This window comes from Streptomyces sp. MH60 (genome assembly GCF_002939385.1).
Lineage (GTDB): Bacteria > Actinomycetota > Actinomycetes > Streptomycetales > Streptomycetaceae > Streptomyces.
Genome location: NZ_MULI01000006.1, coordinates 127092 through 147868 on the forward strand (window position 1 = coordinate 127092; position 20777 = coordinate 147868).

Sequence of the window (20777 nt, forward strand, 5' to 3'; positions counted from 1 at the left end):
CTCTGCCGGGCGGCGCCGTACCATTCATAAGGTTGAAAGCAGGACAGGACACCCCTGCTCCACGAAACGGACTGCCGTGCACGATCACTCCCCCGCACCCGCCTCCTGGCGCATCGCGCTGCCGCACTCCGCCGCGGCCGTGCCGGTGGCGCGTGCCCTGGTGCGCAACGCCCTGGCCGAGCTGGAGCACACGGCCGACGGCGACACCGCGGAGCTGCTCACGGCCGAGCTGGTCGCCAACGCGGTGGAGCACACGCCGGTCGGCCCGACGCCGATCGAGCTGGTGGTGGAGCTGCGGCCGACCGGCTGCCAGGTCGAGGTGCACGACCCGGACCCGTCGCCGCCGGCCGACCTCACCCGGCCGGACATGGAGCCGCCCGACCCGTGGCGTGAGGGCGGGCGCGGCCTGCTCCTGATCCGCGCCCTCAGCTCGTCCTGCGGCCACCGGCCCACCGGGGCGGGCAAGGCGGTCTGGTTCAGGCTTCCTGCGGTACCCGCTCAGCGTCGCCCTCCGGCGTGACGGGCGCGCCCTCGGCCCCGGCCAGGCGGGAGTGCCGGCGCCCGTAGGCCGTGTACACCAGCAGGCCCACCGCGAGGAACACCGCGAACTGGAGCCAGGTGGCGCCGCCCGTCTCGTACATCAGGTACAGGCAGAAGCCGACCCCGAGCAGCGGGGTCGCCGGGTACAGCGGGACGCGGAAGGTGCGGGCGAGGCCCGGTTCGCGGCGGCGCAGGGTGATCACCGAGACGTTGACGGCGGCCATCGTGGCGAGGGTGCCGATGGTGCACAGGTTGACCACCGCGTCGAGCGGGGCGAAGGCGGCCGGGAGGGCGAAGACCGCGCCGACGATCAGGGTGCCGGCGACGGGCGTCGCGGTGCGCGGGGAGACCTTCTCGAAGACCCGGGGGATCAGTCCGTCCCGGGACATCGACAGCAGGATGCGGGTCTGGCCGTACATCACGGCGAGCACCACCGAGGCGATGGCGACGACCGCGCCGAAGGCGACCACACCGCCGCCGATCGCCGAGCCGGTGACCCGGTCGACGACGTAGGAGAGCGCGGCGGGCCGGCCGCCGACCTGGTCGCCGCCGACGGCGCCGATCGCGGCGACGGCGACCGCGCAGTACAGCAGGGTGACCAGGCCGATGCAGACCAGGATCGCGACGGGGATGTCCCGGCGCGGGTTCTTGGCCTCCTCACCGGCGGTGGTGATGGCGTCGAAACCGATGTACGAGAAGAAGGCGGCGGTGGTTCCGGCGCCGATGCCGCCGAGGCCGGCCGGGGAGAACGGGGTGAGGTTGCCGTCCTGGAAGGCGGAGAAGCCGATGGCGCAGAAGGCGAGCAGGACGGCCAGCTTCAGGACGGCCATGGCGGCCGTGGCGCGGGCGCTCTCCCGTACCCCGCGCACCAAGAGCACGCAGGCCAGGGCGATGACGATCACCGCGGGCAGGTTGACGGCGCCGCCGTCGCCGGGTCCCTCGCGGACAGGGCGTGCGGGAGCTGGACGCCGAGGACGCTGTCGAGCAGTTCGTTGACGTACTGGCTCCAGCCGACCGCGACCGCCGAGACCGACACGCCGTACTCCAGGAGCAGGCACCAGCCGACGAGGAACGCGGTCCGCTCGCCGAGCCCGGCGTAGGCGAAGGAGTACGAGGAGCCGGAGACCGGGATCGCGCCGCCCAGCTCGGCGAAGGCGAACGCGGTGAACACGCAGGTGATCGCGGCGAGGACGAAGGAGACGACGACGGCCGGGCCGGCCTCGGCGACGGAGTCGGACAGGCCGACGAAGATGCCGGTGCCGACGATCGCGCCGACGCCGAAGCAGACGAGCTGGAACAGGCCCATCGTGCGCTTCAGGCCGTGGCCTTCGCGGTCGGCGCCGGATTCGGCGACGAGCAGGTGGGGGGACTTGACGCGGGAAGCGGGCATGGCGGGTGGTGCTCGTTTCTGGTGGTGCGGGGCGCGACGGTGGTCGCGCGGGCGGCGCCGGAAGGGGTGGCTCCGGAGCCGCCGGTCAGGATAACGGTCCTGGTCAGGCCAGCGTGGCCACGAGGACGGCCTTGATGGTGTGCAGGCGGTTCTCCGCCTCGTCGAAGACGACCGAGTGCTCCGACTCGAAGACCTCGTCCGTGACCTCCAGGGAGTCGAGCCCGTGGGCCTCGAAGATCTCCTGGCCGACCTTGGTGCCCAGGTCGTGGAAGGCGGGCAGGCAGTGCAGGAACTTGACGTCGGGGTTGCCGGTGGCGCGCAGGACGTCCATGGTCACGGCGTAGGGCGCGAGGGCCTTGATCCGCTCCGCCCAGACCTCCTTGGGCTCGCCCATGGAGACCCAGACGTCGGTGACCACGAAGTCGGCGCCGCGCACCCCCTCGGCCACGTCCTCGGTGAGGGTGATGCGTGCCCCGCCGGCCCCGGCGAGCCGGTGCGCCCGGTCGACGACCTCCTGGGCGGGCCAGTAGGCCTTCGGGGCGACGATGCGCACGTCCATGCCGAGCAGGGCGCCGGTGACCAGGTAGGAGTTGCCCATGTTGAAGCGGGCGTCGCCGAGGTAGGCGAAGGTGATCTCCCGCAGGGGGCGGTCGCTGTGCTCGGTCATGGTGAGCACGTCGGCGAGCATCTGGGTGGGGTGCCAGTCGTCGGTGAGGCCGTTGTAGACGGGGACGCCCGCGAAGGCCGCCAGCTCCTCGACCTTGGCCTGGCTGTCACCGCGGTACTCGATGCCGTCGAACATCCGGCCCAGCACCCGCGCGGTGTCCTTCACGGACTCCTTGTGGCCGATCTGGGAGCCGGCCGGGTCGAGGTACGTGGTCGAGGCGCCCTGGTCGGCGGCGGCGACCTCGAACGCGCAGCGGGTGCGGGTCGAGGTCTTCTCGAAGATCAGCGCGATGTTCCGGCCGGTGAGGTACCGCGTCTCGGTCCCGGCCCGCTTGGCGGCCTTCAGTTCGGCGGCCAGCTCGACCAGGCCGCGGAACTCCTCCGCGGTGAAATCCAGCTCCTTGAGGAAGTGGCGGCCGGCGAGGGCGGTCGGGACTGTCGCCATGAGGGCGCTCCAGAGGTACGGGACGAGAACGGGGAACTTCTGGAACTATATACGACATCCCGAATTCTTATACGGCAGCGCGTTCGACCGGGCAGCTCATGCAGCGCGGCCCGCCCCTGCCCCGGCCCAGTTCGCTGCCCGGGATCTCGATCACCTCGATGCCCTGCTTGCGCAGGTGGGTGTTGGTGGTGGAGTTGCGTTCGTAGGCGACGACGACGCCCGGCTCGACGGCCAGGACGTTGCAGCCGTCGTCCCACTGCTCGCGCTCGGCCGCGTGCACGTCCTGGGTCGCGGTGAGGACCCGGATCTCGCCGAGGCCGAGGGCGGCGGCCATCGCGCGGTGCATGTGCTCCGGCGGGTGGTCGGTGACCTTCAGGTCCTTCTCCCCGGCACCCGGCTCGATGGTGTAGGAGCGAAGCATGCCGAGCCCGGCGTACTGGGTGAAGGTGTCGCCGTCGACCATCGTCATCACCGTGTCCAGGTGCATGAAGGCGCGCCGCTTGGGCATGTCGAGGGCGACGATGGTCCGGGCGGACCCGGCGGCGAACAGCTTGTGGGCGAGCATCTCGACGGCCTGGGGCGTGGTGCGCTCGCTCATGCCGATGAGCACGGCGCCGTTGCCGATGACCAGGACGTCGCCGCCCTCGATGGTGGAGGGGTAGTCGGCCTGCCCCTCGGACCAGAGGTGGAAGGTCTCGTCGCGGAACAGCGGGTGGTGCCGGTAGATCGCCTCGAAGTGGACCGTCTCGCGCTGCCGGGCGGGCCAGCGCATCGCGTTGATGGAGACGCCGTCGTAGATCCAGGCCGAGGTGTCCCGGGTGAAGAGGTGGTTGGGCAGCGGGCCGAGCAGGAAGTCGTCCAGCTCCATGGCGTGGAAGCGCACGGAGGTCGGCTCCGGGTGCGCGTCCAGGAACTCCCGCTTGGTCATGCCGCCGACCAGCCACTCGGCCAGCTCGTGGGCCGGCAGCGTCTCGAAGGCGGCCCGGAGGTGGTCCGTGGCCAGCACTCCGTACTCCTTCTCGTCGAAGACCCGGTCCAGGACGAGCCGCCGGGCGGCCGGGACGTCCAGGGTCTCGGTGAGCAGGTCGCCGAAGAGGTGCACCGCCACCCCGCGGTCGCGGAGCACGTCGGCGAACCCGTCGTGCTCGGCGCGCGCCCGGCGCACCCACAGCACGTCGTCGAAGAGAAGGGCGTCCTTGTTGCTGGGGGTGAGCCTTTTGAGCTCGAGATCCGGCCGGTGCAGGATGACGCGGGTGAGCCGCCCGGCTTCGGAGTCGACTTGGAATCCCATGCCTCCATCCTGACCACTCGGGCGCCTGTTCACCCCCCGCTTCCGCGGACCCGTGCGCTCGGGTCCTTTACGCGCGGGACGGGACGCGCCCCTCGGGCGCAGCGAAGCCCGCCGCGCGAACACCGGTGCACCGTATGAGGACGGCCGCCTTCCGTGCTTCCCGTGCTCCGGGCGGGGGCCGGTGTACGACCTGCGATGCGACGCCGGGCCGCGCCCATCCTGTGGAGGTTGGTTGGCAGTGCCGGCCGGCTCCCGACGAGGCCGGCATCGGACACCGGAGCGTGCGGAGACACTTTGAGTCCTGACGCGTTGATCGCCCACCTGGTGGGCGCATCGGCTCTGATCCTGGTCGCCGCGCATGCGGGCGGCGGGCTGGCCCGGCGGCTCGGGCAGCCCTACATCGTGGGCCAGCTGGCGGCGGGCATCGCCCTCGGCCCCTCCCTCCTCGGCAGCCTCGCCCCACAGGCGTACGACGACCTCTTCCCGGCGGCCATCGGCCCGGCGCTGACCGGGTTCTCCCAGTTCTCCCTGGTGGTGTTCCTGTTCGCGGTGGGATACGAGCTGGACCTGAAGATCCTCGGCGACCGGGCGCGGGTCTCGGTGACCGTGGCCCTGGCCTCGTTCGTGGTGCCGATGGCCGTGGGGTGCGGCGCCGCCCTGCTGTTCCGGGACACGCTGCGCGACCTCGGCGGCGGGCGGGAACCGTCGACCGCCGCGGTGGTGTTCGCGGGCGTCGCCCTGTCGATAACGGCGGTGCCCGTGCTGACCGCGATCGTGCGGGAGAACGGCCTCACCCGCACCGTGCCCGGGGTGGTGGCGGTCTCGGCGGCCGGGGTCCTGGACGCGGTGTGCTGGACGGTGCTGGCGGGCGCGATGCTCGACGGCGGGGCGGGCGAGGCGGCACTGGACTGGCCGTGGCGGGCGGCGCTCGCCGTCGGCTTCGTCACCGTGATGGCGCTCGCGGCCCGGCCGGTGCTGCGCAGACTGCTGTGGCGGACGCGCCTGGAGCCCTCGCTGCGGCTGGCGCTGCTGATCGGCTTCGCCCTCGGGTCGGCCTGGGTGACGCACTGGCTGGGGCTGCACGTGATCTTCGGGGCGCTGCTGGCCGGTCTGGTGACTCCGCGGGAGGAGGGCGGCACCCTCGATCCGGATCTGCTGCGCCCGCTGCACGAGATCAGCTCCCTGCTGCTGCCGTTCTTCTTCGTGCTCTCGGGGCAGTCCGTGGCCCTGAACAGCATGACCGGCACCGGCTGGACGGTGCTGCTGGCGGTGACGGTGCTCGCGGTCACCACCAAGGTCGGCAGCGGGCTGGTGGCGGCCCGGCTCGGCGGTCTCGACCGGCACGACGCCCGCACCGTCGGGGTGCTGCTCAGCGCCCGGGGCCTGACCGAGCTGATCGCGCTCAACGCCGGCCTGGAGGCGGGGCTGGTCAGCGCGCCGCTCTACACGGTCCTGGTGTTCATGGCGCTCACCACGACCCTGCTGACCCAGCCGCTCCTCGTGCTGACCCGCCACCTGGCGGCACGCGACCGCCCCGCGGCACCGGCCCCCGGCGCCACCGCGGTGCAGCCGTACGCGGCCGCCGAGGGCGGTGCCGAGGGACCGGGACGAGGCGAGTGAGGGTCACAGCCGCGGGTCCACCGGCTCCGACTCCAGGGCCAGCACGCCGAACACCGCCTCGTGCACCCGCCACAGCGGCTCGCCGTCGGCGAGGCGGTCCAGGGCCTCCAGGCCGAGGGCGTACTCGCGGATCGCCAGGGACCGCTTGTGGTTCAGGAACCGGTGCCTGAGCCGGGCGAGGTGGTCCGGGCGGGTGTACTCGGGGCCGTAGACGATCCGCAGGTACTCGCGGCCGCGGCACTTGATGCCGGGCTGCACCAGACGGCCCTTGTCGTCCCGTACCAGCGCGCCGACGGGCTTGACCACCATGCCCTCGCCGCCGCGGCCGGTCATCTCCAGCCACCAGTCGGTCCCGGCCGCCACCGACTCGGGGTCGCCGGTGTCGACGTACAGGCGGCGGGTGGTCTGCAGCAGGCCGCTGCCGTCGTGCTCGACGAGCCGGTCGATGAGGGCGAGCTGCTCGTCGTGCGGCAGCGCGGCCAGGCTGCGGCCCTGGACGGCGAGGATCTGGAACGGGGCCAGGCGGACGCCGTCCAGGCCGTCGGTGGGCCAGCAGTAGCGGCGGTAGGCGTCGGTGAAGGCGGCCGCGTCGGCGGACCGGTCGCGCTGGCGGCCGAGGAGGTCCCCTACCTCGACCCCGCGCGCCGCGGCCCCCTCCAGCGCGGCCAGCGCGCCCGGGAACACCGCGCCGGAGGCGGCGCCCACCGCGGCGTACTGGGAGCGCAGCAGGCCGGAGGCCTTGAGCGACCAGGGCATCAGCTCGGCGTCGAGGAGCAGCCAGTCGGTGGCCAGCTCGTCCCACAGGCCGGCCTCGCCGATCGCGGTGCGCAGCCGGCCGAGGATCTCCTCGGTGACGGCGGCGTCGTCGAGGAAGGGGCGGCCGGTACGGGTGTAGAGGGACCCGGTGGGGCCTCCCCCGCTCTCGGCCGCGCCCGAACGGGAGGTGCCCCCGACCCCGAAGCGGGCGCGGGCCGCGTCCGCGTCGCGGCAGACCAGGACCACCGCCCGCGAGCCCATGTGCTTCTCCTCGCACACCACCCGCGCGACGCCGTCGGCCGCGTACTGCGCGAAGGCCTCCTTCGGGTGCTCCAGGTAGCCGTCCACCCCGGAGGTGGCGGTCGGTGCCATGGTCGGCGGGAGGTACGGCAGCAGGCGGGGGTCGGTGGCGAAGCGGCTCATGACCTCCAGGGCCGCCGCCCCGTTCTCCTCGCGCACGGTGATCCGCCCGGCGTGCCGGGTCTCCACCGTCCGGCGGCCCTGGACGTCCGCCAGGTCCAGCGGACGGCCGTCGTGTCCGCCGGGCGCCTCGGTCCGCAGCGGCTTGGCCGGCTCGTACCAGACCCGCTCGGCGGGTACGTCGACCAGCTCGCGCTCCGGCCAGCGCAGCGCGGTGAGCTTGCCGCCGAAGACGGCGCCGGTGTCCAGGCAGACGGTGTTGTTCAGCCAGGTGGCCTCCGGGACGGGGGTGTGGCCGTAGACCACCGCCGCGCGGCCCCGGTAGTCCTCGGCCCACGGGTAGCGCACGGGCAGGCCGAACTCGTCGGTCTCGCCGGTGGTGTCGCCGTACAGGGCGTGGCTGCGGACCCGGCCGGAGGTGCGGCCGTGGTACTTCTCGGGCAGCCCTGCGTGGCAGACCACGAGCCGGCCGCCGTCGAGGACGTAGTGGCTGACCAGGCCGTCGATGAACTCCCGTACCTCGGCGCGGAACTCCTCGCTCTCGCCGTCCATCTGCGCGACGGTCTCGGCGAGCCCGTGGGTCTGCTGGACGTTGCGGCCCTTCAGGAAGCGGCCGTACTTGTTCTCGTGGTTGCCCGGCACGCACAGCGCGTTGCCCGACCTGACCATGGACATCACGCGGCGCAGCACGCCGGGGCTGTCCGGGCCGCGGTCGACGAGGTCGCCCACGAACACGGCGGTGCGGCCCTCGGGGTGGACGCCGTCGGTGTAGCCGAGCTTGGCGAGCAGGGTCTCCAGCTCGGCGGCGCAGCCGTGGATGTCGCCGACGATGTCGAAGGGCCCGGTGAGGTGGGTGAGGTCGTTGAAGCGCTTCTCGGTGACGACGGTGGCGTGCTCGGCCTCCGCCACGCCACGCAGGACGTGCACCTTGCGGAAGCCCTCGCGCTCCAGGTGGCGCAGGGAGCGGCGGAGTTCGCGGGTGTGGCGCTGGATGACCCGGCGGGGCATGTCGGCGCGGTCGGCGCGGGTGGCGTTGCGCTCGGCGCAGACCTGCTCGGGCACGTCGAGGACGATGGCGATGGGCAGCACGTCGTGCTTCCTGGCCAGGTCGATCAGCTGACGCCGGGCGTCCTGCTGCACGTTGGTCGCGTCGACGACGGTGCGGCGGCCGGCGGCGAGCCGCTTGCCCGCGATGTAGTGCAGGACGTCGAAGGCGTCGCGGCTGGCGCTCTGGTCGTTCTCGTCGTCGGCGACCAGGCCCCGGCAGAAGTCGGAGGAGATGACCTCGGTCGGCTTGAAGTGGCGCCGGGCGAAGGTGGACTTGCCGGAGCCGGAGGCGCCGACCAGCACGACGAGGGAGAGGTCGGTGACGGGCAGGGCGCGGGCCCGCACGGTGGTGCCTTCGGTGGTGCCGGTGGTGTCCGCGGTGCTCATGCGGCCTTCGCCTCCTTCTCGGTCGCGGTCGGGGTCGCGGTCGGGGTCTCGTTGGTGGTCCCGAGGGTGAACAGGGCCAGCTGGGTGGGCGGGCCCACCTCGGGGTCGTCGGGGCCGACGGGACGGAACTCCACGCCGTAGCCGTGCCGTTCGGCGACCGTCCCGGCCCAGGTGCGGAACTCCTCGCGGGTCCACTCGAAGCGGTGGTCGCGGTGGCGGACGTGACCGGCGGGCAGGCTCTCCCAGCGCACGTTGTACTCGACGTTGGGCGTGGTCACGACGACGGTGCGGGGGCGTGCCGAGCCGAAGACGGCGTACTCCAGGGCGGGCAGCCTCGGCAGGTCGAGGTGCTCGATCACCTCGCTGAGCACGGCGGCGTCGTAGCCCTTGAGCCGCTTGTCGGTGTAGGCGAGGGAGCCCTGGAAGAGCCGGACGCGCGCGGCCTGCCGCTCGCCCATGCGGTCCAGCTTGAGCCGCCGGGAGGCGATGGTGAGCGCGCGCACCGACACGTCCACGCCGACGATCTCGGTGAAGCGCGGCTCCTTGAGCAGCTCGCGCACCAGGTGCCCCTCGCCGCAGCCGAGGTCGAGGACGCGGGCGGCGGCGTTCTCGCGCAGGGCGGTGAGGATCGCCTCGCGGCGGTGCACGGCGAGCGGGGTCGGCCTGGGCTCCTGCTCGGCGTCCGCCTCGACGGCGTTGTCGATCTCCTCGACCTCGCTGTCGTCGGCCTCGGCCAGCCGGATCAGCTCCAGCCGGTCCATCGCCTCGCGGGTCAGGGACCAGCGGCGGGACAGATAGCGGCTGGTGATCAGCTTCTGCTCCGGGTGGCGGGGCAGCCAGCCCTCGCCGGACCGCATCAGCTTGTCGACCTCGTCCGGGGACACCCAGTAGTGCTTGGCGTCGTCGAGCACCGGGAGCAGGACGTACAGGTGGCGCAGGGCGTTCGAGAGGGTGAGGGTCTGCGACTCCAGCACGAGCCGGACGTAGCGCGAGTCGCCCCACTCGGGGAACCGGGTGTCCAGCGGCACGGCCTCGACGGCGACCGCCCAGCCGAGCGGCTCGAACAGGCGCCGTACCAGGCCGGGGCCGCCGCGGGCGGGCAGCGCCGGGATCTCGACGCGCAGCGGCAGCGGCCGGGCGGCGCGTTCGGGGCGGGTCCTGCACACGCCGCGCAGCGCGCTGGAGAAGACGTTGCTCAGCGCGACGGCGAGGAGGGACGAGGCCGCGTACGGACGGTCGTTGACGTACTGCGCGAGTGCCGCGTCGGGGGCGCCGCCGCGGCCCTTGCCCTTGCCGCGCCGGACCAGCGTCACCGCGTCGACCTCCAGCAGCAGCGCCGCCGTGCAGCGCTGTTCCGCCGCCTCCGGGTAGAACACGTGGGCCGTGCCGAAGGAGGTGGAGAACGCCTGCGCCTTGTCCGGATGCTTGTGCAGCAGGAAACCGAGGTCGGTCGCGGGGTGCTCGGGGGTACCGGTGGTGGTGACGGTCAGGAACATGGGCCTCTCCGGCCGGGTCGGCGGTGCGGGGGACGACTGCTGGCGCCGTACGTGCGGGAGCCCCCGGGGCGGTATCCCGAGGGCTCCGGCAGGACGACGGTCACACGATCGCACAGGGCGGGTGACCGGCGCCTTCGGTTATTCGGCTGTTCGACGGGCGCGCGGTTTCAGGCCAGTTGCGACTGGACCTGGGAGGAGATCAGCTCCAGGTGGTCCAGGTCGTCGAGGTCGAGGATCTGGAGGTAGATCCGCTGGGCGCCGGCCTCGGCGTAGCGGCCGATCTTCTCGACGACCTCGGCCGGGGAGCCCGCGAGGCCGTTGGCCTTCAGCTCGTCGACCTGGCGGCCGATGACGGCGGCGCGCCGGGCGACCTCGGCGTCGTCCTTGCCGACGCAGGCGACGAGGGCGTTGGAGTAGGTGAGGGCGTCCGCGCCGCGGCCGGCCGCCTCGGCGGCGGCCCGTACCCGGCCGAACTGGCGCTCGGTGTCCTCGATCGAGGCGAACGGCATGTTGAACTCGTCGGCGTACTGGCCGGCCAGCCGCGGGGTGCGGGTGGCGCCGTGGCCGCCGATGAGCACGGGCACCTTGGCCTGCGCGGGCTTGGGCAGCGCGGGCGAGTCGGTGAGGTCGTAGAACCTGCCGTGGAAGTCGAAGGTCTTGCCCGTCTCGGTGGCCCACAGGCCGGTGACGATCGCCAGCTGCTCCTCCAGGCGGCCGATCTTCTCCTTCGGGAAGGGGATGCCGTACGCCTTGTGCTCCTCCTCGAACCAGCCGGCGCCCAGGCCCAGCTCGATACGGCCGCCCGACATCTGGTCGACCTGGGCGACCTGGATGGCGAGGACGCCGGGCAGCCGGAAGGTGCCCGCGGTCATGAGGGTGCCGAGCCGGATGCGCTTCGTCTCCCGGGCGAGGCCGGCCAGGGTGATCCAGGCGTCGGTGGGGCCGGGGAGGCCGTCCACGGCGCCCATGCGGAGGTAGTGGTCGCTGCGGAAGAAGGCGTCGAAGCCGAGGTCCTCGGTGGCCTTGGCCACGGTGAGCAAGGTGTCGTAGGTGGCCCCCTGCTGGGGCTCGGTGAAGATACGGAGATCCATGTCTCCCATCCTGCCTGCTCGGCGCGGGTGTCCGGCACAGGCGCGGGTCGCGGCGCGCGGCGCGCGGGCGTCCTAGCCTGCCTCCCGCTCGGGTAAGTGCGCGTCGCGGTCCGCCAGTTTGCGCAGCATTTCCAGGACCCGGTCCCGCGACTCGTCGGCCGCGTCGATGGCCTCCATGCACTGCCAGTACGTCGCCTCGTCGTCCGCGGCGCAGGCCACGCCCACGAGCGCGATGCCGGTCTCGCCGAGCAGGGTGCCCAGGCGCATCAGGGCCTGCCGGGCGTCGCCCAGTTCGGTGAGCTGGGCGGCGCGCAGCTCACCCGGGGCCAGCTCGGGAGTGCCCAGCACCCCGCAGCCGCGGCCCGCCAGCTCGGTCAAGCCGATGGCCTCGCCGCGCAGTTCGGGCGGGCCGTGGACCGCCAGCCGGCTGCCGATCGCCTGGGCCAGGGCCTGCACCTGCCACACCTCCGTCAGGACGACCGGCACCTCGCCACCGGCGGCCAGGGCACGCCCACTCGTCACGATGAGCCGCACAGCGTCCATGCGCTGCCCCCGTCTGTTCCGACGCGCTCGCGGCGCGTCCGCCCGAACTCCGCTGTCCACTACCCAGAGTGAAGGCGTGTGGGACAAAAAGCCAGAGGAAGGCGGAAATCTTCGGACACATTATTGATTTCTGGCCGGATTTTGACTGCGGAGAGTGATAACGGAGCGGTTGACTCCCCCGGTTCAGTCCTCCGGCGCGCCCGCCACGGGGAACCGGGACTCGTTGCGCTCGATCTTCGCCTCCAGCGCGGCCAGCGGATCGACGCCGAGCACCTCGCAGAACTGGAGGAGGTACGCCAGCACGTCGGCGACCTCGTCCCGCACCCGGTGGGCGGTGTCCGGGTCGGTCATGACGCGGGCCGACTGCTCGGGTGTCAACCACTGGAAGATCTCGAGGAGTTCGGAGGCCTCCACGCTCAGCGCGGCGGCCAGGTTCTTGGGGGTGTGGTACGGCTGCCAGTCGCGCGCGGCGGCGAACTCGGCCAGCCTGCGCCGCAGTGCCGCGAGGTCACGGGGATGATCGGTCACGGGTTCAGGTGTACCACCGTGACGCCGCCCGCCCCGTCGGCCCCCGCCTCCCCGGCCGCCCCCGCCACCCACGACGCGTCGGCGACCGCGCCGACGAAGCGGATGTGCCCCCGCTCGCACATCCGCGCCGCCAGCCGGAGCAGTTCGGCACGCTGGCGCGCGTCGAGGCCGCGGTCGAAACCGTCGGCGAGGACGGTGAGCGTCTGCAGCGCGGCGGGCACCTCGCCGGCCGGGTCGACCTCCAGTACCCCGGGACCGGTGAACAGCACGAGGGCGAGGGCGAGATAGCGCAGCTCGCCGTAGCCCAGGCGGGCGAGGCCGGTACGGACGCCGTCGCCCCGGTCGAGGAGCGCGCGGACCACACCGCCGAGGACCGGTTCGGCCAGGACGTCCTCGACGGGGCCCGCGCATCCGGTGCGTACCGCGGCGACGAACTGCGCGTGCCGCCGGCCGCACTCGGCGCGGGTGCGCCACAGCACGTCGGCCAGGTTGTCGCAGCCGCCGAGGAGGCGTCCGGAGCCGGTGGGCACGGGTTCCCGCATCCGGCCCGGCCGCGGATCGCAGGCGAAGACGGAGCGCAGGGCGACCACCATCTGCTCGGCCGCCGCGAGCACCCTGCGCTGTCCGTCCGTCTTGCCGGCCACCCGCAGCGGCAGCAGCGGGGTGCCGAGCCGGTCGTCCGGCAGCGGGGCGCGGGTCACGGGCGCCGACCCGGCCGTGTGCCAGGCCGCCTGCACGGCACGGCGGCCGGGGTCGCGCAGCGCCGTCTCGAGGAGCACGACGCCGTCCGCCGTCAGCCGCTCCCCCACGATGCGCAGCTCGGGCTCGGCCTGCACGGCGACGTCCAGGTGCACCGGCCCCTCGGCCCCGTCGGCCGTGCAGCCGATGCGGAAGCCCCGGCGGTGCTGGGCGTCGGGCCTGGCCCGTTCGGGCACGCAGGCGGCCGGGTCCGGGAACACCGCGCCGAGTTCCGCGCCGCCGCCGAGCCGGGCCAGGGCGTCGTACGCCCTGAGCGCACTGGTCTTGCCGCTGCCGCTGGCCCCGGCGAGCACGGTGAGCGGCCCGAGCCGGAGCACGGCGCGCCGGTGCCCGGCGAAGGCGGACAGCCGCAGCCGGGTGATGCGGGGGCGGCCGGGGAGCGGCGGGGCGGACGCGGGCGACACGGGTGGGCCGGACGACGCGGGTGACGCGGAGGACGCAGGTGACGCTGCCATATGCGGACCGTAGGACCGCGCCGGACGGTGAACCGTTTTGCCCGGACCGCTTTCCTACGATCGGGGGACCGGCCGGTCAGGACCGGCGGGACCGTCACTCGCCCGGGACTCCCACCGCGCTCTCCATCAGCCCGTTCACCTCGGTGCCCGCCGGGGTCAGCAGGAAGACGTTGCGGTCCACCCGGTGCATCCCGTTGGCCAGGCCGAAGACGACGCCGGTGCTGAAGTCCAGGACCCGCTTGGCGACCTCGCCCTCGGCGCTGGTGAGGTCCAGCAGCACCGGGATCCCCGCCATCAGGGTCTCGGCGACCTCGCGGGCGTCCGCGAACACATTGACCCTGAGGACGACGAAACGGCGGCGGCGCTCCGTCTCCGCCTCCGGCATCGCCCGGTGACCGACCGCCGACGGCCAGGCGTCGCGCCCACGCAGCGGCACGACCTGGGCGAGCCCTTCCCACTGTTCATCGGTGACGTCGTGGCTGTTCACCGGCTCCCCCGATTTCACTCGCCTTCATTGCCTGCACCAGCCAATTCTTACGCCAAGTCACCCGTTCGGCCCAACAGCGACACGGTTGGCGACACTCCGTGTCCGGTGATTGTCCGGCACCGGGACGGGTACTCAGCGACGGCCGTCGCGCCCTCGCGGACGCCGCTGTCGCGCCGACGGACGTACGCCGACCCTCGAAGGAGTGCCCATGGGTGCGCTGGATCTGCCCGAGCCCGTCACGCGCGAAGGGGCACCGCCGCCGGTCGACACCGCCTCGCTCCGGGCCGCGCTGAGCGAGCGGGTCGACGGTGAGGTCAGGTTCGACGCCGGGAGCCGGGCCGCCTACTCCACGGACGCGTCGAACTTCCGCCAGACCCCTCTCGGCGTGGTCGTCCCGCGCACCCCGGAGGCCGGGGCGGAGGCGGTGGCCGTGGCGCGGGAGTTCGGCGCGCCCGTGCTGTCGCGCGGCGGCGGGACGAGCCTGGCCGGGCAGTGCACCAACGCGGGCGTGGTCCTCGACTGGTCGAAGTACTGCACCCGGATCGAGTCGGTGGACGCCGACGCCCGCACCTGCGTCGTCCAGCCCGGGATCGTGCTCGACGACCTGAACCGGCAACTCGCACCGTACGGGCTGCGCTACGGTCCCGAGCCCGCCACCCACGCCAACTGCACCCTCGGCGGCATGATCGGCAACAACTCCTGCGGCGCCACCGCGCAGGCGCACGGCAAGGTGGTGGACAACATCGCCCGCCTTGAGGTGCTGCTCTACGACGGCACCCGCTTCTGGTGCGGGGAGACGGACGACGAGGAGTACGCCGAGATCGAGCGGCAGGGCGATCTGCGGGCGACCGTCTACCGGCGGCTGCGCGCGCTGCGCGACACCTACGGGGACGAGATCCGCCGCCGGTTCCCGGACATCCCGCGCCGGGTCTCCGGCTACAACCTGGACTCCCTGCTGCCGGAGCACGGCTTCGACGTGGCCGGTCTGCTGGTGGGCAGCGAGTCGACGCTGGTCACCGTACTGCGGGCGGAGCTGGAACTGGTCCCGGTGGTGAAGGAACGGACCCTGCTCGTGCTGGGGTTCGACAGCATCGACAAGGCCGCCGACGCGGTGCCCGACATCCTGCCGCACGACCCGATCGCGCTGGAGGGCGTCGACGCCCGGCTGGTCCGCGACGAGCGGATCAAGCACCTGAACCCCGAGGCGCTGGCCCAGATGCCGGAGGGCAACGCCTATCTGATGGTGCAGTTCGGCGGGGACACCGCCGAGGAGGCCGACGCGCGGGCGCACCGGTTGCTGGAGGCCGTGCACCGTTCCGAGCACGACGCCGACTGCGCGTTCCTCGACGACCCGTCGCACGAGGAGGACCTGTGGCAGGTGCGCGAGGCGGGGCTGGGCGCCACCGCGCACATCCCGGGCAAGCCCGACACCTTCGAGGGCTGGGAGGACTCGGCGGTGTCGCCCGAACGGCTGGGCGACTACCTGCGCCGGCTGCGTGCGCTCTTCGAGGAGTTCGGGTACCTGAGCGACACCGGTCCGAGCCTGTACGGCCACTTCGGGCAGGGGTGCGTGCACACCCGCATCCCGTTCGACCTGTACACCGCGGACGGGGTGGCGACGTACCGGAGGTTCATGGAGCGGGCGGCCGACCTCGTCGTCGAGTTCGGCGGCTCGCTGTCCGGCGAGCACGGCGACGGGCAGAGCCGGGGCGAGCTGCTGTCCCGGATGTTCGGGGACCGGCTGGTCGAGGCGTTCGGGCGGCTGAAGGCGGTCTTCGACCCGCGGAACCGGATGAACCCGGGGAAGGTCGTCGCTCCGTACGGGCTGGACGAGAACCTGCGGCTCGGCGGTGACTGGGCCCCGTTCGAACCCCGCGACCTGCGCTTCCGCTTCCCGCACGACGGGGGTTCGTTCGCGCAGGCGGCCAACCGCTGCGTCGGGGTCGGCAAGTGCCGGCAGCACACCAGTGACGGCACGGTGATGTGCCCGTCGTACCAGGTGACCCGCGAGGAGGAGCACTCGACGCGGGGCCGGGCCCGGCTGCTGTTCGAGATGCTCGACGGGCACGGGGACGGCGCGATCCGGGACGGCTGGCGTTCGGAGGCGGTCAAGGACGCCCTCGATCTGTGCCTGGCCTGCAAGGGCTGCAAGAAGGACTGTCCGGCGGACGTGGACATGGCCACGTACAAGGCGGAGTTCCTGTCCCACCACTACCAGGGCCGGCCGTGGCGCAGGCCGCGTTCGGACTGGTCGATGGGCTGGCTGCCGGCGCTCGCCCAGGTGGTGGGCCGCACCCGGCTGGGGCCGGTCGTCAACGCGCTCACGCACGCCCCGCTGCTGTCGAAGGCCGCGGTGCTGGTGGCGGGCGTGGCGGACCGGGAGGTGCCGCTGTTCGCGGAGCGGACCTTCGAGCAGTGGTTCGCGGACCACGAGCCGGAGGGCGACGGGCACCGCGGGTCGGTGCTGCTGTGGCCGGACACCTTCACCAACCACTTCCACCCGCACATCGGCCGGGCGGCGGTTCGGGTCCTGGAACACGCCGGGTGGCGGGTGGAGCTGCCGCACGAGCCGCTGTGCTGCGGGCTGACCTGGATCTCCACCGGGCAGCTGGGCACCGCGGAGAAGGTGCTCACCCGCACCGTGCGCGCCCTGGCCGGCCAGGTGCGGGCGGGCGGCCTGGTCGTGGCGCTGGAGCCGAGCTGCACGGCCGTGTTCCGGGCCGACGCGGCGGAGCTGTTCCCCGGCGACCAGGACGTGCTGCGGCTGGCCGAGCAGACGGTGACGCTGTCGGAGCTGCTCACCGAGCACTCCCCCGGTTACGAGCCGCCGCGGGTCCCGGAGCGGTCCGCGCGTGCGCTGGCCCAGGTGCACTGCCACCAGCACGCGGTGCTCGGCTGGGAGGCCGACCAGGAGCTGCTGCGGCGGGCCGGGGTGGACGCGGAGCGCCTGGACTCCGGCTGCTGCGGGCTGGCCGGCAACTTCGGCTTCGAGCGCGGTCACCTGGACGTCAGCGAGGCATGCGCGGAGCGGGTGCTGCTGCCGCGGCTTCGGGAGGAGGACGAGTCGACCGTCGTCCTCGCCGACGGCTTCAGCTGCCGCACCCAGATCCACGAGTTCGACAGCGGCGGCCACGAGGGCGTGCACCTGGCGGAACTGCTGGCCTCGGCCCTGCCGGACCCCGCTGCCGGTTCCGGGACGCCGGGCAGCGCGTACGGCACCGCGCCGGGCGCCCGTCCGGCCGCTCCCGGCCCCCGGGCCCGGGCGCTGGCCCTGGCGGGCACGGCGGCGGCCGCCGTGGGTACCGCGGCGGCGGCTACGGCGGTCGCCCGGAGCCTGCGCCGCCGCTGAGCCCGGCACGAAGGCCCGGCACGAAGGGGGCTGGCCGCGATCCGGTGAATGGTCTCGGTGCTGCGGCAGGCGGCCACCGAGTCGGTCCGGCCTCTCGACCGCGCTGTCGAAGCGGCAGCGCGCGGTCGGCGCCGGATTACCGATGCGGTGCTTGCCTTCGGCAGGATGGGCGCATGACCGAGATCCGCACACCCCGTCTTCTCCTCCGCAGCTGGCACGACGACGACCTCGCGTCGATGGCGGACATCAACGCGGACCCACAGGTCATGCGCTGGACTGAGGACGGCTCGGTGCGCGACCTGGACCACACGGCCGAGGACATCGAACGGTGGGAGGAGGAGTGGGACGAGGAAGGCTTCGGACTCTTCGCCGTCGAACTGCTGGCCTCGGGCGAACTGATCGGCTTCACAGGACTGTCCGTGCCCGAGTTCCTGCCGGAGGTGATGCCCGCGGTGGCGATCAGCTGGCGGCTCGGCTCACCGTTCTGGGGCCAGGGATACGCGTCCGAAGCCGCGCACGCCACACTGGAGTTCGCCCTCCAGGACCGCGGCCTGGACCGTGTCATCAGCATCAGCCGGGTGGGGGACAACGCCTCCGAGAACGTCATCCGCAAGCTCGGCATGGCCCCCGAGCGGGAGACGACCCACCCGGTACACGGCTACCCCCTGAGCGTCCACGCCATCGACCTCACCGAGTTCCAGGCATGAACCGCACCCGCCCGACCGTCGATCACCACAAGACAGCCGACCACCGGCACGAAGGCCCGGCACGAAGGACGGTCACCACCGCGGCGCGGGGGTGACCGTCCTTCGGGGCGGGGGTCTCAGGCGCGGGACGGGTTGTCCTGGCGGCTGGCCAGGGCCCAGATCACGAACACGTCGATCGCCATCATGATCACGGACCAGACGGGCGAGTACGGCAGGAACAGGAACTGGGCGATCAGACTCAGCGAGGCGAGGACGATGCCCGCCACCCGCGCCCACGCCATGTCCCTGAGCAGTCCGAATCCGGTGACGAACACGAGGGCGCCCAGGATGACGTGGACGATCCCCCAGCCGGTCAGGCTCATCTCGTAGACGTAGGTGCCGATACGGGCGTACACGTCGTCCTCGGCGATGGCCGCGATCCCCTGGAGGACGGCGAGCGCGCCGTTCAGCAGCAGCAGTACACCCGCGAAGACGACGCCGCCGGTCACCCAGCCGCTGGTGCGGTCGCCCGAGCGCTGGGCCCAGGAGGCGTCGCCGCCGCGGGACGGCCGGCCGGGAGTGGGTTCGGCGTGCTGGCTCATGAGCGGAGTCCTTTCTGTGTCCCCCGTACGGGGCAGCTGCCCGCCGGCGCCGACGGCACCGACAGGTCGTTTAGAGCCTGCGGGCGGCCGGACTCCCCGGCCACGCGGGCCCGCCGTACGGGTGAATCGCGCGCGGGGCGTGCGCATGCGGGCGGTCGCGGCCTCGCGTTAACTGAGCGGCACCCGCGTCCCCCGGTGACCGACGGCGCCCGCGGGGTGGAAGAAGGAGGGCGTGTGACGAGTCGGCCGCTGCCCCGGCGGGGACCGCGGGGGCGGGTTCCGTGACCGCGCCGGCGAACGCCGCCCCGGGCCGGGCCGAGCAGTCCCTGCGGCAGACCCTGCTCAGCCCGGGTTACCGGCGGCTGTTGCTGCTGTGCGTGCTGCTGGGCGTGCCCATCGCGCTGGCCTGCTTCTTCTTCGTCGGACTCCAGCACGAGTTGCAGCACTGGGTGTGGACCTCGCTGCCCGAGGCGGTCGGCTACCACACCCCGCCCTGGTGGTGGCCGCTGCCCGCGCTGCTCCTCGCCGGGCTGATCCTGGCCCCGATCGTCACCCGGCTGCCGGGCGGTGGCGGCCACCTCCCGGTGAACGGCCTGGGCGGGGCGCCCGTCGGCCCGCGCGCGCTGCCCGGCGCGGTGCTGGCCGCGCTGGCCACGCTGCCGCTCGGCGTGGTGCTGGGTCCCGAGGCCCCGCTCATGGCCGTCGGCAGCGGGCTCGCCCTGCTGGCGGTGCGGCGGGCGGGCGCGGGCGGTGACCAGCGGGCGAGCGCGATCCTCGCCACGGCCGGCTCCACCGCCGCGATCTCCACCATCCTCGGCGGTCCGGTGGCGGCGGCGGTCCTGCTCATCGAGGGGGCGGGACTGGCCGGCACCCGGCTGGTCGCGCTGCTGCTGCCCTGTCTGCTGGCCAGCGCGACGGGTGCGCTGGTCTTCACCGGCTTCGGCCAGTGGACGGGGCTCGAGATCGGCGCGCTGGCCCTGCCCGACCTGCCGCCCCAGGCCGGTCCCGACGCGGGCGACTTCCTGTGGGGCCTGCCCACCGCCGCCCTGATCGCCGTACTGGTCACGGTGGCCCGCGCGCTGGGCCGCCGCACCGTCACCTGGACGCGGGACCGCACGGCCGCGCGCACCGTCGTCTGCGCCACCGCGGTCGGCGTCTGTGTCGCCGCCTACGCGCTCATCACCGGCCGCTCCCCGGCCGAGGCGGCGCTGTCCGGCCAGGCCACCCTCGCCCAGCTCGCCGCGCACCCGCACGCCTGGTCGGTGGGGGCGCTGGTCGCGCTGGTCGTGTGCAAGGGGCTGGCCTGGGGCATCGCGCTGGGCGCACTGCGCGGCGGCCCGATCTTCCCGTCGGTTCTGCTGGGCGCGGCGACCGCGTTGGCCTGCTCCGGGCTGCCCGGCTTCGGCGCGACCCCGGCCCTCGCCCTCGGCATCGCCGCCGCCGCGGCCGCGGTGACGGGACTGCCGCTGGCCAGCTCGGTCCTGGCGGTGCTGCTGATGGGCCGGGACGCCCACGACCAGACCCCGCTGATCGTCATGGCGTCGGTCGTCGCGTTCATCGTCGCCCAGCTGGTGCGGCGGACGGAGCCGGAGGCGGGCCAGGCGCCGGCGACCGGAGCGGCACGGTGAAGGACCGCCGGACCGCGCCCCCGCGCCCCCGCACCCGTACCGGCTGGGACGCCCTGCGGCCCTGGCTCGTCCGGGTCGGGATCGCGGCCGCCGTGGTCGCGGCGTACTTCCTGCTCCCCCTCGACCATCTGGGGCCGCAGCGGCCGGTGCTGAGCTGGGTGCTGTTCGCGCTGCTGCTGACCGTCGTGGCCGTGCTGCTGCTGCGGCAGATCCGGCACGTCCTGCTCGACCATCCGGACAGCAGGCCCGGAGTGGTCATCTCGCTGCTGATCGTCCTGTCCGTGCACGTCTTCTCGGCCACGTACTACACCCTGGCCAAGTCGCCGGGCGAGTTCAGCGGACTGCACACCCGGATCGACGCGCTGTACTTCACTGTGGTGACGCTCGCCACGGTCGGGTACGGGGACATCACCCCCCGGGGCCAGGCCGCGCGGGTGGTGACCATCCTGCAGATCACGTACAGCTTCGTCTTCCTCACCGCCGCCGCCACCGCGCTGACCACCCGCATGCGGGACATGGTGGTCCGGCGGACCGAACGGGGCCGCTCCCGCTGACGGCGGCCGGCCCCGGGCGTTTCCGCAGCCCCGGGGC

At 73.4% G+C, this 20777-nt stretch carries 16 protein-coding genes and 1 pseudogene; 6 read left to right on the top strand and 11 right to left on the bottom strand.

The window, feature by feature from the left end; all coding sequences use genetic code 11:
* Positions 1-76 precede the first annotated feature (76 nt).
* Complete coding sequence (locus BZZ08_RS06940) at positions 77-520, top strand: ATP-binding protein (RefSeq protein ID WP_104631238.1); 444 nt, start codon at positions 77-79, stop codon at positions 518-520.
* On the opposite strand, the pseudogene BZZ08_RS06945 reads toward BZZ08_RS06940, so the two are convergent.
* The 3 genes and pseudogenes from BZZ08_RS06945 to BZZ08_RS06955 form a co-directional block, all read right to left on the bottom strand.
* Positions 477-1930, bottom strand: a pseudogene (locus BZZ08_RS06945) (amino acid permease). The gene BZZ08_RS06940 and the pseudogene BZZ08_RS06945 sit on opposite strands and share 44 nt — an antisense overlap.
* Before the next feature lie 103 nt (positions 1931-2033).
* The gene (argF, locus tag BZZ08_RS06950) at positions 2034-3041 is read right to left on the bottom strand and encodes an ornithine carbamoyltransferase (RefSeq protein WP_104631239.1); all 1008 of its coding nucleotides are present in this window, start codon (positions 3039-3041) and stop codon (positions 2034-2036) included.
* Between the two features lie 67 nt (positions 3042-3108).
* Positions 3109-4332 (bottom strand): arginine deiminase, encoded by a 1224-nt coding sequence (locus BZZ08_RS06955; RefSeq protein ID WP_198601328.1) that lies wholly within the window; start codon positions 4330-4332, stop codon positions 3109-3111.
* A gap of 294 nt (positions 4333-4626) precedes the next feature.
* Here BZZ08_RS06955 and BZZ08_RS06960 point away from each other — a divergent pair, with 294 nt between their 5' ends.
* On the top strand, positions 4627-5952 hold the full coding sequence (locus BZZ08_RS06960; RefSeq protein ID WP_104631241.1) for a cation:proton antiporter: 1326 nt from the start codon (positions 4627-4629) through the stop codon (positions 5950-5952).
* Between the two features lie 3 nt (positions 5953-5955).
* Here BZZ08_RS06960 and BZZ08_RS06965 read toward each other — a convergent pair whose 3' ends face one another.
* The 7 genes from BZZ08_RS06965 to BZZ08_RS06995 all read right to left on the bottom strand — a co-directional run bounded on the left by BZZ08_RS06965 (position 5956) and on the right by BZZ08_RS06995 (position 13921).
* The gene (locus BZZ08_RS06965) at positions 5956-8562 is read right to left on the bottom strand and encodes a polynucleotide kinase-phosphatase (RefSeq protein ID WP_198601329.1); all 2607 of its coding nucleotides are present in this window, start codon (positions 8560-8562) and stop codon (positions 5956-5958) included.
* Positions 8559-10058, bottom strand: coding sequence for a 3' terminal RNA ribose 2'-O-methyltransferase Hen1 (locus tag BZZ08_RS06970; protein WP_104631242.1), 1500 nt, complete (start codon positions 10056-10058; stop codon positions 8559-8561). The genes BZZ08_RS06965 and BZZ08_RS06970 overlap by 4 nt, the downstream gene beginning before the upstream one ends.
* A gap of 167 nt (positions 10059-10225) precedes the next feature.
* Entirely contained in the window at positions 10226-11149 is a 924-nt protein-coding gene (locus BZZ08_RS06975; RefSeq protein WP_104631243.1) for an LLM class F420-dependent oxidoreductase, read from the bottom strand.
* Positions 11150-11221: 72 nt separating this feature from the next.
* On the bottom strand, positions 11222-11692 hold the full coding sequence (locus BZZ08_RS06980; protein WP_104631244.1) for a DUF6099 family protein: 471 nt from the start codon (positions 11690-11692) through the stop codon (positions 11222-11224).
* A gap of 183 nt (positions 11693-11875) precedes the next feature.
* A complete protein-coding gene (locus BZZ08_RS06985) occupies positions 11876-12220 on the bottom strand; it encodes a nucleotide pyrophosphohydrolase (protein ID WP_059298140.1) in 345 nt (114 codons plus the stop codon).
* Positions 12217-13434 (bottom strand): ATP-binding protein, encoded by a 1218-nt coding sequence (locus BZZ08_RS06990; protein ID WP_104631245.1) that lies wholly within the window; start codon positions 13432-13434, stop codon positions 12217-12219. Before BZZ08_RS06990 ends, BZZ08_RS06985 begins: the two co-directional genes overlap by 4 nt.
* Positions 13435-13528: 94 nt before the next feature.
* Complete coding sequence (locus BZZ08_RS06995) at positions 13529-13921, bottom strand: cell division protein SepF (RefSeq protein ID WP_198601330.1); 393 nt, start codon at positions 13919-13921, stop codon at positions 13529-13531.
* Between the two features lie 208 nt (positions 13922-14129).
* On the opposite strand from BZZ08_RS06995, the gene BZZ08_RS07000 reads away from it, so the two are divergent.
* Positions 14130-17270, top strand: coding sequence for an FAD-binding and (Fe-S)-binding domain-containing protein (locus BZZ08_RS07000; RefSeq protein ID WP_104631247.1), 3141 nt, complete (start codon positions 14130-14132; stop codon positions 17268-17270).
* Positions 17271-17443: 173 nt separating this feature from the next.
* Positions 17444-17977, top strand: coding sequence for a GNAT family N-acetyltransferase (locus tag BZZ08_RS07005; protein ID WP_104631248.1), 534 nt, complete (start codon positions 17444-17446; stop codon positions 17975-17977).
* A 116-nt stretch (positions 17978-18093) separates the two neighbouring features.
* Here BZZ08_RS07005 and BZZ08_RS07010 read toward each other — a convergent pair whose 3' ends face one another.
* Positions 18094-18558, bottom strand: coding sequence for a DUF7144 family membrane protein (locus tag BZZ08_RS07010; RefSeq protein ID WP_104631249.1), 465 nt, complete (start codon positions 18556-18558; stop codon positions 18094-18096).
* Between the two features lie 281 nt (positions 18559-18839).
* On the opposite strand from BZZ08_RS07010, the gene BZZ08_RS07015 reads away from it, so the two are divergent.
* On the top strand, positions 18840-20186 hold the full coding sequence (locus BZZ08_RS07015) for a chloride channel protein (RefSeq protein ID WP_104631250.1): 1347 nt from the start codon (positions 18840-18842) through the stop codon (positions 20184-20186).
* Positions 20183-20740: a potassium channel family protein gene (locus BZZ08_RS07020; RefSeq protein WP_104631251.1), complete on the top strand. Its 558-nt coding sequence runs from the start codon at positions 20183-20185 to the stop codon at positions 20738-20740. Before BZZ08_RS07015 ends, BZZ08_RS07020 begins: the two co-directional genes overlap by 4 nt.
* Positions 20741-20777 lie beyond the last annotated feature (37 nt).